The sequence below is a fragment of the Acidovorax sp. FW305-C-20-28 genome, assembly GCF_058783375.1.
Genome location: NZ_JBYSYM010000012.1, coordinates 162,581 through 177,591 on the forward strand (window position 1 = coordinate 162,581; position 15,011 = coordinate 177,591).

The following is a 15,011-nucleotide window of genomic DNA, read 5'->3' on the forward strand; positions in this document are numbered from 1 at the left end:
GGCCTGAATCCCATGAAAATCCTTGTCCTCCACGGTCCCAACCTCAACCTGTTCGGACGCCGCGAACCCCATATCTACGGCACGACCACGCTGGCGCAAATCAACGAGCGGCTGCAGAAGCTGGCCGCCGAGCTCGGCGTGGAACTCGACATCCTGCAGTCCAACCACGAAGGCGCGCTGATCGACTTCCTGCACGAGCATATCGACGCTGCGCAGGGCGCGCTGGTGAACCCCGCGGGCCTCACCCAGCATGGCGTGCCGCTGCACGACGCGATCAAGGCCATGCCCTTCCCGGTGATCGAGGTGCACATGTCCAACATCGCGGCGCGCGAGGCCTGGCGTGCGCACTCCATCATCTCGCCGGCCGTCAAGGCCACGGTGCAGGGCTTTGGCCCGCATTCCTATCTGGCGGCCTTGCGCTCGCTGGTGGAAAGCCTGCGCGAAGCCGCCTGAGTCCCGTCCCACCATCACAGGAAATACAACATGAATCGATGGATGGAACGCGCCTGCAGAGCATTGGAGGCGGTGATCGCCGCCATGCTGGCGCTGATGGTGGTGCTGGTGTTCGGCAATGTGGTGCTGCGCTACGGCTTCAATTCCGGCATCACGGTGTCGGAAGAAGTGTCGCGCTGGCTCTTCATCTGGATGACCTTCCTTGGCGCCATCGTCGCGCTGCGCGAGCATGGCCACCTGGGGGTGGACATGGTGGTGCAGCGCCTGCCGGCAGCCGGCAAGAAGGCCTGCCTGGCCCTGGGGCACGGGGTCATGCTCTACATCGTCTGGCTGCTGTTCCAGGGCAGCCTGGCGCAGGCGCGCATCAACTGGGACGTGACGGCGCCGACCACGGGCGCCTCCATGGCCATCGTCTACAGCGCAGGCCTGGTGTTCGCTGTGTGCGCGGCGCTGATCCTGGCCATCGACCTGTACCGCCTGCTCAGTGGCCAGATCGCCGATGAGGACCTGGTGATGGTGCAGGAGTCCGAAGAGGCCGTGCAGCTGCAGCAGATCCTCGGCCATGCCGGTGGTGCCGATGCGCCCCGCGGCAAGGAGGGCGCGCGATGACCATCTTCGTCTTTGTCGGTTCGTTGCTGCTGGCCATGGCCATGGGCATACCGATCGCGTTCTCGCTCCTGGCCAGCGGCGTGGCGCTGATGTGGCACCTGGACCTGTTCGACGCCCAGATCCTGGCGCAGAACCTGATCGGCGGGGCCGACAGCTTTCCGCTGCTGGCCGTGCCCTTTTTCATGCTGGCCGGCGAGATCATGAACGTGGGCGGCCTGTCGCGCCGCATCGTGGACTTCGCGCTGGCCCTGGTGGGCCATGTGAAGGGCGGACTGGGCTATGTGACCATCATGGCCGGCTGCCTGCTGTCGGCCCTGTCGGGCTCGGCCGTGGCCGATGCGGCGGCGCTCACCGCGCTGCTGCTGCCCATGATGGTCAAGGCCGGGCACGACAAGCCGCGCGCCGGCGGGCTGATCGCGGCCACGGGCGTTATCGGCCCGGTGATCCCGCCGAGCATCGGCCTGGTGATCTTCGGGGTGGCGGCCAATGTGTCGATCTCCAAGCTGTTCCTCGCGGCCATCGTGCCTGGCATCCTGATCGGGGCGGCGCTGTGGCTGACCTGGGCCTTCCTGGTGCGGCGCGAGAAGATCGTGCCGCCGCCGCGCAAGTCCGCTGCCGAGATCCTCACGGCCCTGCGCAAGGCGCTGTGGGCGCTGATGCTGCCGGTCATCATCCTCGTGGGCCTGCGCATGGGCGTGTTCACGCCCACCGAGGCGGCCGTCGTGGCCGCGGTGTACGCGCTCTTCGTCTCGGCCGTCATCTACCGCGAGATCACCTGGCGCGACCTGTACGGCATCTTCGTCGCCGCCGCCAAGACCAGCGCCATCGTGATGTTCCTGATCGCTGCCGCCATGGTGAGCGCCTGGCTCATCACCGTGGCCGACCTGCCGTCCAAGGTGGTGGGGCTGCTGCAGCCCTTCATGGACAACAAGATCCTGCTGATGGCGGCTATCATGGTGCTGGTGATGGCCGTGGGCACTGCCATGGACATGACGCCCACCATTTTGATCCTCACCCCAGTGCTGATGCCCGTGGTGAATGCGGCAGGCATCGATCCGGTCTACTTCGGCGTGATTTTCATCATCAACAACTCCATCGGCCTGGTCACCCCGCCCGTGGGCACGGTGCTCAACGTGGTGGCGGGGGTGGGCAAGATGTCGATGGACGATGTGACCAAGGGCGTGGTGCCCTTCATGATCGCGGAGTTCGCCATCATGTTCCTGATGGTGGCCTTCCCGTGGCTGGTGACGGGGCCGGCCAAGCTCTTCCACGGTTGAGGCGACGCTGAATAAGTCTTCGCGATGGCGCTTGCCCTGATTTGGGATGGGCTGCTAGGCGCAAAGCGCAGCCATAGCCGATGCTATGGCGAGCATTTGCAACGAAGCAGACCGCACAAAGCGGGGCGCGGGGCGCGCGAGAGACTTGTTCAGCGTTGCCTTAGGGCATCAACCGATAACCCACAGCAGTCTCGGTCAGCAGGTGCCTGGGCTGGGCCGGGTCGGCCTCCAGCTTCTGGCGCAGATGGCCCATGTAGATGCGCAGGTAGTGGCTCTGCTCGCTGTGGGAAGGGCCCCACACCTCGCGCAGCAGCTGGCGGTGCGTGAGCACGCGGCCGGCGTTGGCGATCAGCACCGACAGCAGCCGATACTCGATGGGCGTGAGGTGCACTTCCTGGCCGGCGCGGTGCACCAGGCGGGCCTGGCGGTCCACGGTGACCTCGCCGAAGCTGAAGGAGGTGTCCTCCTCCTGCGAGGCGCCCGTGGCGCGCGGGCGGCGCAGGTTGGCGCGCACGCGCGCCATGAGCTCGCCCACGCCGAAGGGCTTGGTGAGGTAGTCGTCGGCACCGGCGTCCAGCGCAGCGATCTTGTCGGCCTCGTCGATGCGCGCCGAGAGCACGATGATGGCCACGCTGGACCACTGGCGCACATCGCGGATCAGGCTGAGGCCGTCGCCGTCGGGCAGGCCCAGGTCCAGCACCAGCAGGTCGGGCTTGCGCGTGCCGGCCTCGGTCAGGCCGCGCTGCAAGGTCTCGGCCTCGTGCACCTGCCAGCCCTCGGCCTCCAGCGCGCCGCGCACAAAGCGGCGGATCTGGGGCTCGTCTTCGATCACGACGGCGATGGGGGCTAGGCTGGCCATGCAGGGGCTTCTTTCAGGGGAGGAGGGGGCCTGCGGGGCAGGCGTAGCGTGAATTCTGCCCCACCGCCGTCGGCGTTGCGGGCGTCGATCTGGCCCTGGTGGGCGTTCACGATGGCCTTGCAGATGGCCAGGCCCAGGCCCACGCCGGGCGTGGCGGACTCGGCCTGGCCGCGCGTGAACTTCTCGAACAGCAGGGCGGCATCGCCCGCCAGGGCCGCAGGCAGGCCGGGGCCGTGGTCGCGCACGCTCAGCACCAGGGTCTCGGGCTCGGCATGCGCACGCACGGTGATGGGTGGGGCGCCGTATTTGGCAGCGTTCTCCAGCAGGTTCACGAGCACGCGCTCGATGAGCACGGCGTCGAATTCCGCGAGCGGCAGGTCCGCAGGAATCTGTGCCTGCACCTCGCGCCCGGCGAGGGCGGAGGCGGCTGCGCGGATGGCACTGCCCACCACCTCTTCCATCGACTGCCAGTCCATGCGCAGGTGCACGGCGCCGCTTTGCAGGCGCGCCATCTCCAGCAGGTTGTTGACCAGGGTGTTGAGCTCGCGCGACTGGGCCACCATCGCTGCGGCTGCGCTGGCCTGGGGGGCTGGCAGGGGGGGATCGGTGTCGCGCAGTGTCTCTGCCAGGCCGATCAGGCTGGTGAGCGGCGTGCGCACGTCGTGCGAGATGGCTGCGAGCAGGGCATTGCGCAGGCGCTCGGACTCCATCTCCACCACAGCGCCCTGGGCCACCTCCACATAGTGCACGCGCTCCAGCGCAATGGCGATCTGCCGCGCCAGGGTGTCGAGCTGCTTGGCCTGCTCGGGGATCAGCAGCCAGCGCGGCTGGGCGGGCTGGAGCGCGAGCACGCCGCGGACGCGCATGGGGGCTTTGAGCGGCACATAGTGCCAGCTGTGGGCCGCCAGCGTGGTGGTGGCCAGGCCCGCGGGCTGGGCATTGCGCAGGCACCAGTCGGCGACGGAGGCATCGAAGCCATCGGGCGCTGGATCGGGCAGCACCAGCTGGTCGCGCGCATCGGTGGGCAGCACCACGGCTTGGCCGCCGAAGTTGCGCTCGGTGGCGGTGCGGCCCAGTTCCACCACCTGCGAGGCCATGAGCGCGGCCGACAGGTCGCGCGTGAGCTCGAACAGCGACTGCGCGCGCTGCTCGCGGCTGGCCGCGATGCGCGCCTGGAAGCGCAGGCCCGCCGTGAGCTGGCCGATGAGCAGGCCCACGGCCAGCATGACGGCGAAGGTGAAGAAGTACTGCACGTCGCTCACCGCGAACGAAAAGCGCGGCGGCACGAAGAACAGGTCGAAGGTCAGCACGTTGAGCACGGCGGACAGGGCGGCCGGCCCGCGGCCATGGCGCATGGCGACCAGCACCACGCCCAGCAGGAACAACATGACGATGTTGGCCAGCTCGAAGTAGCCGTGCAGCGGCGCGGCCAGCGCCGTGGCCAGCAGGCTCCAGGCCACGGCCCAGGCATAGCGCCGCCAGCCGGGCGGCAGGCTGCTGTCCACTTCTTCGTCGCCGGTGCGGCGCAAGGCCTGTGCAATGCGGCGGGTGCTGGGGGTATGGCCCACCTCCATCACGTCCAGGGCCGGCGCCAGGGTGGCCAGTTGCTGGGTCATGCCCACCTGCCAGGGGCGGCGTACCCCACCGGAGCGGCGGCCCACGATCAGGGTCGCACAATTGAGCGCCTGGGCATGGGTGACCAGGGCGGCCGGTACATCGGGCCCGGTGAGCACGGCGGTCTGCGCGCCCAGGTCGCTTGCGAGCTGCAGCACGGCCAGGATGCGGTCGCGCTCGGCGGCGTCCAGGCGCTGCAGGCGCGGTGTCTCCACATAGGCGGCGTGCCAGCGCACATTGAGCTGGCCGGCCAGGCGTGCAGCGGTGCGCACGGTCTGCTCGGCCCCCTCCTGCGGGCCCACGCAGGCGAGGATGGCACCATCGGTGTTCCACGCTGGGGTGATGGACTGCTCGATGCGGTAGCTGCGCACGTCGTCCTCGACATGCTCGGCCGTTCGGCGCAGCGCCATCTCGCGCAGCGCGATCAGGTTGCCCTTGCGAAAGAAATTCTCTGCCGCGCGTTCGGCCTGCTGCGGCAGGTAGACCTTGCCGGCCTGCAGGCGCTGCAGCAGCTCGTCGGGCGTCACGTCGACCAGCACCACCTCGTCGGCGCTGTCGAGCACGGTGTCGGGCACGGTCTCGTGCACGCGGATGCCGGTGATGGCGCCCACCACGCCGTTCAGGCTCTCCAGGTGCTGCACGTTGAGTGTGGTCCAGACGTCGATGCCCGCGTCCAGCAGTTCGCGCACGTCCTGCCAGCGCTTGGGGTGGCGCGAGCCCTCGACGTTGGAGTGGGCCAGCTCGTCCACCAGCAGCACGGCAGGCTTGCGGACCAGGGCGGCGTCCAGGTCGAACTCGCTCAGCGTGCGGTCGCGGTAGGGCACTTCGCGCTGGGCCAGGCGCGGCAGGCCTTGCAGCAGCGCGGCCGTCTCGCTGCGGCCATGGGTTTCCACCACGCCGGCCAGCACGTTGGTGCCGACCTGGTGTGCGCGCTGGGCCGCGCTGAGCATGGCGTAGGTCTTGCCCACGCCCGCGTTGGCGCCGAAGTAGACGCGCAGGCGCCCGCGCGCGGCCTGCTGTGCTTCGCGCTGCAGGTTCTCCAGCAGTTCGTCGGGGTCGGGTCGGCTGTCGCTGTGCAAGGCCATCAGGGTTCCAGTCGGGTGGGCGGTCGGCGGGCTTTGGGCCCGCGCGCCACGATCAGCCAGGCCAGCACCAGCGGCACCAGCAGCACGGCCACCGCGCACAGGGCCGCAAGCATCTCATCGCCAGCCATGGCTCAGCGCAGCGCGTCGAGCGCCAGGTTCAGCTGCAGCACGTTCACACGCGGCTCGCCCACGAATCCCAGCCATGGTAGCTCCACCCGCGCTTCCACGAGGGCGGCCAGCTTGTCGGCGGGCAGGTTCCGGGCCTTGGCCACGCGTGCCACCTGGTAGCGCGCGGCGGCGGGGCTGATGTGCGGGTCTAGCCCGCTGGCCGAGGCCGTGACCAGGTCCACGGGCACGGGGGCGGTGTTGCCGGGATCGGCTTCGCGCAGTGCCGCGACGCGCGACGCCGCGGCCTCCTTGAGCGCCGGGTTCAGCGGCCCCTGGTTGGAGCCACCCGAGGCGCTGGCGTTGTAGGGCATGGGACCGGTGGCCGAGGGGCGGCCCCAGACATGCCCGGGGGCGGTGAAGTTCTGGCCGATGAGTTCGGAGCCCACGGGTTTGCCGTCCTTCATGACCAGGCTGCCATTGGCCTCGCGAGGAAAGGCCGCCTGCGCGATGCCGGTGGTGAGCAGCGGGTAGGCCACGCCGGTCACCAGCGTGAGCGCGGCGAACAGGACCAGGGTGGGGCGGAGAATGGGGTTTTTCATAGCGGTTGTCTTTCAAGCCATGCCAATGGCGGTGATCAGCAGATCTATGGCTTTGATGCCCACGAAAGGGACGATGAGGCCACCCAGCCCGTAGATGGCCAGGTTGCGCCGCAGCAGGGCTGCCGCACCCACGGCGCGGTAGCGCACGCCCTTGAGCGCCAGCGGGATCAGGAACACGATGACCAGGGCGTTGAAGACCACGGCCGACAAGATGGCCGACTGCGGGCTGGCCAGCTGCATCACGTTGAGCGCGCCGAGCTGCGGGTAGGTGCTCACGAAGATCGCCGGGATGATGGCGAAGTACTTGGCCACGTCGTTGGCGATGGAGAAGGTGGTGAGCGAGCCGCGCGTCATGAGCAGGGCCTTGCCGGTTTCCACCACCTCCAAGAGCTTGGTGGGGTTGGAATCGAGGTCCACCATGTTGCCGGCCTCCTTGGCGGCCTGCGTGCCCGAGCCCATGGCCACGGCCACATCGGCCTGGGCCAGGGCGGGCGCGTCGTTGGTGCCATCGCCGGTCATGGCCACCAGCCGGCCTTCGGCCTGGTACTGGCGGATCAGCGCGAGCTTGGCCTCGGGCGTGGCTTCGGCCAGGAAGTCGTCCACACCCGCCTCGGCGGCAATGGCGGCGGCCGTGAGCTTGTTGTCGCCGGTCACCATCACGGTCTTGATGCCCATGCGGCGCAGTTGGGCGAAGCGCTCGCGGATGCCGGTCTTGACGATGTCCTTGAGCTCCACCACACCCAGCACGCGGCTGCCGTCGGCCACGGCCAGCGGCGTGCTGCCGCGGCGCGAGACTTCGTCGGCCGCGCGCAGCACCTCGGCGGGCATCTGCGCGCCCATGGCTTCGACGTAGCGGCGCACGGCGTCCACCGCGCCCTTGCGCAGCTGGCGCACGCTGCCGTCAGGCAGGGCCACGTCTACGCCGCTCATGCGCGTCTGGGCGGTGAAGGCGACTGAGGTGACTTCGCCCGCCAGTGCTTCCACAGCGGCGCTGGCCTGCACCAGTGCCACGATGCTGCGGCCCTCGGGCGTTTCATCGGCGGCCGAGGCCTGGGCCGCGCACTGGCCCAACTGGGCCTGCGTGGTGCCGGGTGCAGGCAGCAGGGCACTGGCCTGGCGGTTGCCGTGGGTGATGGTGCCGGTCTTGTCCAGCAGCAGCACGTCCACGTCGCCGGCCGCTTCCACGGCGCGGCCCGAGGTGGCGATCACATTGGCCTGCATCATGCGGCTCATGCCGGCCACGCCCACCGCCGACAGCAGGCCGCCGATGGTGGTGGGGATCAGGCACACCAGCAGCGAGACCAGGGCCGTGAGGCTCACCACCGTGCCTGCCTGGGCCGCCTGCACGCTGTAGAGCGAGTAGGGCAGCAGCGTCACGGTGACCACCAGGAAGACGATGGTCAGCGCCACCAGCAGGATGTTGAGCGCGATCTCGTTGGGTGTCTTTTGGCGCTTGGCGCCCTCGACCATGCTGATCATGCGGTCGAGGAACGAGTCGCCGGGGTTCACGGCCACGCGCACCACCAGCCAGTCCGACAGTACGCGCGTGCCGCCGGTGACGGAGGAGAAGTCACCGCCCGATTCGCGCACCACGGGAGCCGATTCACCGGTGATGGCCGATTCGTCCACCGAGGCCACGCCTTCGATGACCTCGCCGTCCATGGGCACCATGTCGCCGGCTTCCACCAGCACCACGTCGCCCTTGCGCAGGTTTTCGGCCTGCTCGGGCAGCCAGGCGCCGCCGTGGCGGGGCTCCTTGAGCTTCTTGGCCCAGTTGCTCTTCTTGAGGGTGCGCAGAGAGGCCGCCTGGGCCTTGCTGCGGCCCTCGGCCAGCGCCTCGGCGAAGTTGGCGAACAGCACCGTGAACCACAGCCACACGGCCACGGCGAGCACGAAGCCGGCGTCCGGCTGCCCGAGGGCATTGAGCCACAGCAGCGTGGTCAGCAGGCTGCCGACGTAGACCACGAACATCACGGGGTTGCGCCACTGCACACGCGGGTCGAGCTTGGTGAAGGCGGCGCGCAGGGCGGGGCGCAGCAAGGCCTTGTCCATCAGGCCCTGGGCGGGTTGGGGTTGCGTCACAGGGGTACCTGCAGAAAGGGAAGGTGCGGTATGGGGTTGGGTGCGGTTCACGATGCGGCTCCCAGCATGAGGTGCTCGACCACAGGCCCCAGGGCCAGTGCCGGCACATAGTTGAGCAGGCCTACGAGCAGCACGGTGCCGATCAGCAGCACCACGAAGAGTGGGCCGTGGGTGGGCATGGTGCCGGCCGTCACGGGCAGGCGCTTCTTGGCGGCCAGGGCACCGGCAATCGCCAGCACCGGCACGATCACGGCAAAGCGGCCCAGCCACATGGCCACGCCCAGCAACACGTTGTAGAAGGGCGTGTTGGCCGACAGGCCGGCGAAGGCGCTGCCGTTGTTGTTGGCGGCCGAGCTGAGGGCATACAGCACCTCGCTGAAGCCGTGCGGGCCGGCCTGCAGCATGCCTGCGGTGCCGGGGCCCGTGGCCACGGCGAGGGCCGTGCCCAGCAGCACCAGCAGCGGGGTGGCCAGGATGGCGAGCGAGGCGAGCTTCATCTCGTGCGCCTCGATCTTCTTGCCCAGGTACTCGGGCGTGCGGCCGATCATCAGCCCGGCGATGAACACCGCCAGGATGGCAAAGACCAGCATGCCGTACAGGCCCGAGCCCACGCCGCCGAAGACCACCTCGCCCAGTTGCATGAGCACCAGGGGCACCATGCCGCCCAGCGGCGTGAGCGAGTCGTGCATGGCAGCCACGGCCCCGCACGATGCGGCCGTGGTGACCACGGTGAACAGGCCCGAGGCGGTGATGCCGAAGCGCGTCTCCTTGCCCTCCATGTTGCCGCCGGCCTGGGCGGCACTGGCCACCTGGTCCACGCCCAGCGGCGTGAACAAGGGGTTGCCGGCCTGCTCGGCAGGCAGGATGGCCAGCACGGCCGCGACGAACAGCACCACCATGGCGGCCAGTACCGCCAGGCCCTGGCGCCGGTCGCCCACGCAGCGGCCGAAGGCAAAGCACAGTGCGGCCGGGATCAGGAAGATGGCCAGCATCTGCACCAGGTTGGTTGAGGCCGTGGGGTTCTCGAACGGGTGGGCCGAGTTGGCGTTGAAGAAGCCACCGCCGTTGGTGCCCAGCATCTTGATGGCCTCCTGCGAGGCCACGGGGCCCATGGCCAGGGTCTGGGTGGGCGTGCTCAGGTCCTGCATCACGGGCTGGCCCTTGTCGTCCAGGCGTGGCGCGCCCTGGTCGTCGACGGCGGGCTGCTGGTAATTGGTGGACTCCAGCGTGGTGACTTCGGTGTAGGGATTGAAGTTCTGCACCACGCCATTGCCGGCCAGGAACAGCGCCAGCACCAGCGACAGGGGGAGCAGCAGCCACACGGTGATGCGCGTGATGTCCACCCAGAAATTGCCCAGGGCGGCGCTGGAGCGGGCCGTGAAACCGCGGATCAGCGCGAACACCACGGCGATGCCGGTGGCAGCCGAGAGGAAGTTCTGGCCCGCCAGCGCCACCATCTGCGTGAGGTAGCTCATGGTGGCCTCGCCCGCGTAGCCCTGCCAGTTGGTGTTGGCGACGAAGCTGATGGCGGTGTTGAACGAGGAGTCCGCCGACACCGCAGGCATGCCCTGCGGGTTGAGCGGCAGCAGGCCCTGCAGGCGCTGCAGGGCATAGACGAAGACCACGCCCACGCCGTTGAAGGCCAGCAGGCAGATGGCATAGTGCGACCAGCCCATGCCGTGTTGCGGGTCCACGCCCGCCAGGCGGTACAGGCCGGCTTCGGCCTTGTGCATCCATGCCGGCGGTGTGCCTGTGGCCAGCACAGCCAGCCAGCGGCCCAGGGGCCAGGCCAGTGCCATCAGCAGAACGAGGAACGAGCCCAGCAGGGCCCAGGCGGCGGTGCTCATGATCATCAGAATTGCTCCGCGCAGATCAGTGCATACACCAGGTACGCGAGCAGCAGCACGGCGATCAGGCCGCCGAGGCCGTAGAGCAGTTCGGCAGCGATCATGTGCGTTCTCCTGCCGACGAAGGGGCCAGGCGGCGGCAGCCGGCCACGAGCAACGCGGTCAGGCCCCACAGGCCCGCGGCTGCCGCGATGTAGACGAAATCCATGGTGTGCTTCTCCAGTTGAGCGATAGGAGAAGTCTCGGGATGCGCGCGTAAAAACAGGGCACAGACTGCGGTCCGTGCCGTAAAAAAGCCGTAAAAATGGGGCCGGAGGCCTTAGTCGGCGGTGTAAGTGCGCACGAGGCGGAAGTGCAGCTTGCTGTACTTGGCGGCGTCGGAGCGGATGTCGCCGGTCTCCAGGTCCACCGCATAGCGCTGGTTCACGCGCGTGGAGTCCAGGCTTTCACCACCCTGGCCCTGTCGCTGGGCCTTCTCCACGTTGCCGTAGTTGTACTGGTTGCCAGCCAGGCCGCCCTGGACGTTGGTGTTGGCGGCCCAGTGCCAGCCCGACGGTGCGGCAGGGAACAGCCTTGTGTCGAGCCCGGGTGTGCGCGCAGACTTGTCGACCAGGCGCCGCAGCTCGGCCGCACGCGGCAGGCGCCAGGGCTGGTTCTCGGCCTTCCAGCGTGCCTGGGCATGGGCCTGGGCCTGGGCATAGTCGAGCTCCAGCGGCGTGCCGGTGCAGGTCTTGCCGTTCCACTGCATGCCTTCCACGCAACGCGGCCAGGCCAGCTTGGCGCGGGTGTCCACCACCAGGCTGCCATCGGGCGAGAGCGCCAGGGCCACGCCCGAATCGGCGGCGGCCTGCGCCTGGGCAGCGAACGGGACCAGGAGGCAGGCAAGGACCAGGGCCGTGCTGCGGCCAAAGGGAAGGTGCGTCATACCGGCCGATGTTCGCATGAAGTGGGCGCAGTGTGCACCCCGTGCCGGTGTTGGGGTGCTACAGTGCGTCGCGCCCTTGCGGTCTGTGCTGCGGGTGCTCTCATTTTTCAACATCCAGGATGCCCTGACGAGGAAACCGTACCGATGCGACCGGATCGCCAGACCCTCATCCGCCAACTGTTCGACGACTACATCGCGCTGTATTCCACGCGCGACGAGCGACTGATCGCGCGCCTGAGCACCCAGTTCAGCGGCTATGCGAGCCGCAGCGACCGCCTGGTGCACACGCGCAGCGAGTGGGTGGCCGCCATATTGCAGGACTTTGCGCTGGTGCCGCAGCACATGCGCATCGAAGTGCTGGACCTGTGCCTGCAGGACCTGGCCGAAGACGTGGTCTCGGCCACGGCCCTGGTGCATGTGCGTGGCCCGGACGCAGGCGGCACCCCGGCCGGCCAGGTGCCGCTGGCGCGCCTGGTGCTGGTGTTCCGCCTCGAAGGCGCGGAGTGGAAGATCGTGCACAGCGGTACCTCGGTGCCCTCGGGCCCCGTGCCTGCCCAGGCCAGTTCCTCGGCCCTGGCGCGCCTGCAGACCGAACACCGCATGCTGCAGGCCCAGTTGCAGGAGAGCAGCCGCGCGCTGGCCGAGGCGCAGCAGCGCATCGATGCCATGGACCGCACCGACAGCCTTACCGGCCTGGGCAACCGGCGCCAGTTCGACCATGTGCTGCAGCAGGCCTGGGAGCGTGCCCAGCGCGCCGCTACGCCCGTGGCCCTGGTGCTGCTGGAGGTGGATGCGCTGCGCCACTTCATGGACCGCCACGGCCACCTGGCGGCCGATGCCTGCCTCAAGACCCTGGCCCTTACCTTCACCCAGCTCCTGCAGGAGCGCCCGGGCAGCCTGGTGACGCGCTTTGCGGGCGATGCCTTCGCGCTGCTGCTGCCGGGCGCCGGCCTGGATGAGGCGCAGGGCCTGGCCGAGGCGGCCGTGGTCGCCGTGCGCACGCTGGCGCTGCCCCATGAAGGGACTGCCATGGGCCGTGTCAGCATCGGCGGCGGGGTGGCGCAGATGGTTCCGGTGCGTGACCAGCGCCACGATGAATTGGTGCGTGCCGCCAGTGCCGCCCTGGCACGGGCGCGGCAGCTTGGTGGCAACCGGGTGGAATCCCAACCCGACTGATTCAGGAACCTGCCTACCCTGAAACCCGTTTTGCAGGTTGTAAAGGGTCTTTACAAACAGCCGCGACAATGGCGGGTATGCAATCTTCCGGTTTCTTCAAGATGGCCCTGATCCTGGGCCTGCTCTCGGCCATCGGGCCGTTCGCGATCGACATGTACCTGCCTGCGCTGCCCGAGATCGGCGCCAGCCTGGGCGCTTCGGTGGGCGCGGTGCAGTGGAGCCTCACGGCCTTCTTCCTCTCGCTGGGCGCAGGCCAGTTGTTCTACGGCCCGGTGTCGGACATGGTGGGCCGCAGGCCGCCGCTGTACTTTGGCCTGGCCCTGTTCACGCTGGCCAGCGTGGGCTGCGCCCTGGCCACCGACATCGAAACCCTGGTGGCCTTGCGCTTCGTGCAGGGCCTGGGCGCGGCGGCAGGCATGGCCATTCCGCGTGCCGTGGTGCGCGACCTGCACACGGGCACCGATGCGGCGCGGCTGATGTCGCTGTTGATGCTGGTGTTCAGCGTCTCGCCCATCCTGGCGCCGCTGGCGGGCAGCGGCGTGATCGCGCTGGCCGGCTGGCGCGGTGTGTTCTGGGCCGTGGCGCTGGCCGCCGTGGCCGGTCTGGCGCTGGTCTATGCCAGCCTGGGCGAGACGCGGCCTGCGGCCGAGCGCGTGGAAAGCAGCCTGGGCGGGGCCTTGCGCGCCTACGGCCTGCTGCTGCGCGACTGGCACTACCTGGGCCTGGTCTTCATCGGCGGCTGCGCCATGGCGGGCTTCTTCGTCTACCTGGCGGGCTCGCCCTTCGTGCTGATCAACCACTATGGACTCACGCCCACGCAGTACAGCCTGGCGTTCTCGGTCAACGCGGCGGCCTTCATCGGCACCTCGCAGTTCACGGCTGCGCTGGGCGAACGTTTTGGCCTGGTGCGCCTGGTCAAGGTGGCGGCCACAGGCTCGGGCGCCGTGATGGTGGCCATGCTCGGCTACTACCTGCTCGGCGGCGACCAATTGGCGGTGCTGATCGGCCTGTACTTCGTGGCCAGCGCGCTCATGGGGCTGGTGATTCCCACGACTTCGGTGCTGGCGCTGGAAAAGCACGGCGCCATCGCGGGCACGGCGTCGGCGCTGCTGGGCACGCTGCAGATGCTCACCGGTGCCGCCGCCATGGGCATCGTGGGCCTGTTCGCCAATGGCAAGCCCCTGCCCATGGTGGTGGGCATGGCCACAGGCGCCCTGGTGGGTGTGGCGCTAGCCTGGATCACGCTGGCAGGGCATAGCGATCCGGTGCCGGTTGCTGTCAAGGCCTGATCAGGCCTTTGGAGGTTGGGCAGCCACGCGTTCGGCCAGCGTGCGGATGGTGCGGGGCGCCGAGCCCTCGGCATGGTTGCTGATGCACACATAGGCATTCTGGCCCGCGCCGGTCACGCCGGTGATGAGGCGCGCCAGCGCCGCGTGGTTCTCGGGGTCGGGGTGGTGCACCTGGTCGAAGGGCTCGTAGAGCTTTTCCGCCTCTTCATAGCCGTAGGGGCCGTGCACAGTGTTGAGCATCCAGCGGCAGACCAGGGGGCCGGGCCACAGGGCGCGCAGCATGGGCAGTTGCTCGGCCAGCGGCGGCATCTTGGGGTGCAGGTCGATGCAGTAGGTGGCGCCGGCCTCGCGCAGTACGGCGGCGAAGTCGGGGCCGATCCAGTGCTCGCGCACCCATTCGGGGTCGCGCACCTCCACGGCCAGAATGCCATCGGGCGCGATGGGGGCCACCTTGGGCTGGGCCAGCAGCAGGGCGCGCAGGCGCTGCAGCACCTCGGGCAGGCGGTCGAGCTGGTCCATGGGCAGGGGGCTGAGCTGGAACACCAGCGCCCCTACCTTGTGCCCCAGGCCCTGCAGCGCGGGTTCGACGAACTCGGTGCGCGCCAGGTCGGCATTCAGGAAGGCGGGGTTGGGCTCGCGGCCCCGGCCGTCCTCGCTGCGCACCAGGGCATCGGTGACCAGGCTCGGGGCCTTGACCACGAAGCGGAAGTCGTCGGGCACCTGGCTGGCAAAGTGCTCGTACTGGCTGACGGTGAGCGGGCGGTAGAAGCTGCGGTCGATGCTCACCGTGCGCAAGAGCGGGTGCTGGGCATAGAGGGGCAGGCCGTTCTTGGAGAGCTGGGCCTCGGAGTGCTCGCCCTCCCAGACCAGGCCCTTCCAGCCCGGGTAGGTCCAGGTGGAGGTGCCCAGGCGCAGCTTGGTGGGCAACTGCTTCGCCAGTGCGTGCAGGGCCTCGTCCTGCGGTTGGGCGGCGACGCCGATGCCTTTCTTGCGCTTGGGAGCAGCCTCTTCAGCGGAGGGTGCTGGCGCAGGAGGAGGGGGCGGTGGCGGAGCAGGAGGGCCGCCGAACAGGTCGTCCTGGATGCTGT

General features: G+C 69.1%; 14 protein-coding genes. 5 read left to right on the top strand and 9 right to left on the bottom strand.

Going from position 1 to position 15,011, the window contains the following annotated elements; translation table 11 throughout:
- Positions 1 to 12 precede the first annotated feature (12 nt).
- Genes AC3WOH_RS15835 through AC3WOH_RS15845 form a run of 3 tightly spaced genes read left to right on the top strand, consistent with a single transcriptional unit; the run spans position 13 to position 2,339 of the window.
- Positions 13 to 453: a type II 3-dehydroquinate dehydratase gene (locus tag AC3WOH_RS15835; RefSeq protein ID WP_492230235.1), complete on the top strand. Its 441-nt coding sequence runs from the start codon at positions 13 to 15 to the stop codon at positions 451 to 453.
- Positions 454 to 483: 30 nt separating this feature from the next.
- Positions 484 to 1,062, top strand: coding sequence for a TRAP transporter small permease (locus AC3WOH_RS15840; protein ID WP_492230236.1), 579 nt, complete (start codon positions 484 to 486; stop codon positions 1,060 to 1,062).
- Positions 1,059 to 2,339, top strand: a complete 1,281-nt coding sequence (locus tag AC3WOH_RS15845; RefSeq protein WP_492230237.1) for a TRAP transporter large permease — start codon at positions 1,059 to 1,061, stop codon at positions 2,337 to 2,339. The genes AC3WOH_RS15840 and AC3WOH_RS15845 overlap by 4 nt, the downstream gene beginning before the upstream one ends.
- Before the next feature lie 160 nt (positions 2,340 to 2,499).
- On the opposite strand, the gene kdpE is transcribed toward AC3WOH_RS15845, so the two are convergent.
- The 8 genes from kdpE to AC3WOH_RS15885 form a co-directional block, all read right to left on the bottom strand.
- Entirely contained in the window at positions 2,500 to 3,198 is a 699-nt protein-coding gene (kdpE, locus tag AC3WOH_RS15850; RefSeq protein ID WP_492230238.1) for a two-component system response regulator KdpE, read from the bottom strand.
- Positions 3,186 to 5,897, bottom strand: a complete 2,712-nt coding sequence (locus AC3WOH_RS15855) for a DUF4118 domain-containing protein (RefSeq protein WP_492230239.1) — start codon at positions 5,895 to 5,897, stop codon at positions 3,186 to 3,188. The genes kdpE and AC3WOH_RS15855 overlap by 13 nt, the downstream gene beginning before the upstream one ends.
- On the bottom strand, positions 5,897 to 6,025 hold the full coding sequence (locus AC3WOH_RS15860; protein ID WP_492230240.1) for a hypothetical protein: 129 nt from the start codon (positions 6,023 to 6,025) through the stop codon (positions 5,897 to 5,899). The genes AC3WOH_RS15855 and AC3WOH_RS15860 overlap by 1 nt, the downstream gene beginning before the upstream one ends.
- 3 nt (positions 6,026 to 6,028) lie before the next feature.
- Positions 6,029 to 6,604 carry a potassium-transporting ATPase subunit KdpC gene (gene kdpC / locus AC3WOH_RS15865; RefSeq protein WP_492230241.1) on the bottom strand — a complete coding sequence of 192 codons (576 nt, stop codon included), beginning with the start codon at positions 6,602 to 6,604 and terminating at the stop codon, positions 6,029 to 6,031.
- 12 nt (positions 6,605 to 6,616) lie between these two features.
- Positions 6,617 to 8,656: a potassium-transporting ATPase subunit KdpB gene (gene kdpB, locus AC3WOH_RS15870; protein WP_492230260.1), complete on the bottom strand. Its 2,040-nt coding sequence runs from the start codon at positions 8,654 to 8,656 to the stop codon at positions 6,617 to 6,619.
- Positions 8,657 to 8,733: 77 nt separating this feature from the next.
- Positions 8,734 to 10,533, bottom strand: coding sequence for a potassium-transporting ATPase subunit KdpA (kdpA, locus tag AC3WOH_RS15875; protein ID WP_492230261.1), 1,800 nt, complete (start codon positions 10,531 to 10,533; stop codon positions 8,734 to 8,736).
- Positions 10,534 to 10,538: 5 nt separating this feature from the next.
- Positions 10,539 to 10,637 (bottom strand): K(+)-transporting ATPase subunit F, encoded by a 99-nt coding sequence (kdpF, locus tag AC3WOH_RS15880; RefSeq protein WP_492230242.1) that lies wholly within the window; start codon positions 10,635 to 10,637, stop codon positions 10,539 to 10,541.
- 215 nt (positions 10,638 to 10,852) lie between these two features.
- Entirely contained in the window at positions 10,853 to 11,458 is a 606-nt protein-coding gene (locus AC3WOH_RS15885; protein ID WP_492230243.1) for an Lcl C-terminal domain-containing protein, read from the bottom strand.
- A 144-nt stretch (positions 11,459 to 11,602) separates the two neighbouring features.
- On the opposite strand from AC3WOH_RS15885, the gene AC3WOH_RS15890 reads away from it, so the two are divergent.
- Both AC3WOH_RS15890 and AC3WOH_RS15895 read left to right on the top strand, forming a co-directional pair.
- A complete protein-coding gene (locus tag AC3WOH_RS15890) occupies positions 11,603 to 12,634 on the top strand; it encodes a diguanylate cyclase domain-containing protein (RefSeq protein WP_492230244.1) in 1,032 nt (343 codons plus the stop codon).
- A 77-nt stretch (positions 12,635 to 12,711) separates the two neighbouring features.
- Positions 12,712 to 13,923, top strand: coding sequence for a multidrug effflux MFS transporter (locus AC3WOH_RS15895; RefSeq protein ID WP_492230245.1), 1,212 nt, complete (start codon positions 12,712 to 12,714; stop codon positions 13,921 to 13,923).
- Here AC3WOH_RS15895 and AC3WOH_RS15900 read toward each other — a convergent pair whose 3' ends face one another.
- The gene (locus AC3WOH_RS15900) at positions 13,924 to 15,006 is read right to left on the bottom strand and encodes a DUF72 domain-containing protein (RefSeq protein ID WP_492230262.1); all 1,083 of its coding nucleotides are present in this window, start codon (positions 15,004 to 15,006) and stop codon (positions 13,924 to 13,926) included. It abuts the gene before it with no gap.
- Between the last annotated feature and the right edge of the window lie 5 nt (positions 15,007 to 15,011).

What these genes read in the sequence shown, in the direction of transcription:
- kdpA (WP_492230261.1), bottom strand. Translation starts at nt 10,533, where the DNA reads ATGAGCACCGCCGCCTGGGCCCTGCTGGGCTCGTTCCTCGTTCTGCTG.
- AC3WOH_RS15860 (WP_492230240.1), bottom strand. Translation starts at nt 6,025, where the DNA reads ATGGCTGGCGATGAGATGCTTGCGGCCCTGTGCGCGGTGGCCGTGCTG.
- kdpF (WP_492230242.1), bottom strand. Translation starts at nt 10,637, where the DNA reads ATGATCGCTGCCGAACTGCTCTACGGCCTCGGCGGCCTGATCGCCGTG.
- AC3WOH_RS15835 (WP_492230235.1), top strand. Translation starts at nt 13, where the DNA reads ATGAAAATCCTTGTCCTCCACGGTCCCAACCTCAACCTGTTCGGACGC.
- AC3WOH_RS15890 (WP_492230244.1), top strand. Translation starts at nt 11,603, where the DNA reads ATGCGACCGGATCGCCAGACCCTCATCCGCCAACTGTTCGACGACTAC.
- AC3WOH_RS15840 (WP_492230236.1), top strand. Translation starts at nt 484, where the DNA reads ATGAATCGATGGATGGAACGCGCCTGCAGAGCATTGGAGGCGGTGATC.
- AC3WOH_RS15895 (WP_492230245.1), top strand. Translation starts at nt 12,712, where the DNA reads ATGCAATCTTCCGGTTTCTTCAAGATGGCCCTGATCCTGGGCCTGCTC.
- kdpB (WP_492230260.1), bottom strand. Translation starts at nt 8,656, where the DNA reads ATGGACAAGGCCTTGCTGCGCCCCGCCCTGCGCGCCGCCTTCACCAAG.
- kdpE (WP_492230238.1), bottom strand. Translation starts at nt 3,198, where the DNA reads ATGGCCAGCCTAGCCCCCATCGCCGTCGTGATCGAAGACGAGCCCCAG.
- kdpC (WP_492230241.1), bottom strand. Translation starts at nt 6,604, where the DNA reads ATGAAAAACCCCATTCTCCGCCCCACCCTGGTCCTGTTCGCCGCGCTC.
- AC3WOH_RS15885 (WP_492230243.1), bottom strand. Translation starts at nt 11,458, where the DNA reads ATGACGCACCTTCCCTTTGGCCGCAGCACGGCCCTGGTCCTTGCCTGC.
- AC3WOH_RS15855 (WP_492230239.1), bottom strand. Translation starts at nt 5,897, where the DNA reads ATGGCCTTGCACAGCGACAGCCGACCCGACCCCGACGAACTGCTGGAG.
- AC3WOH_RS15845 (WP_492230237.1), top strand. Translation starts at nt 1,059, where the DNA reads ATGACCATCTTCGTCTTTGTCGGTTCGTTGCTGCTGGCCATGGCCATG.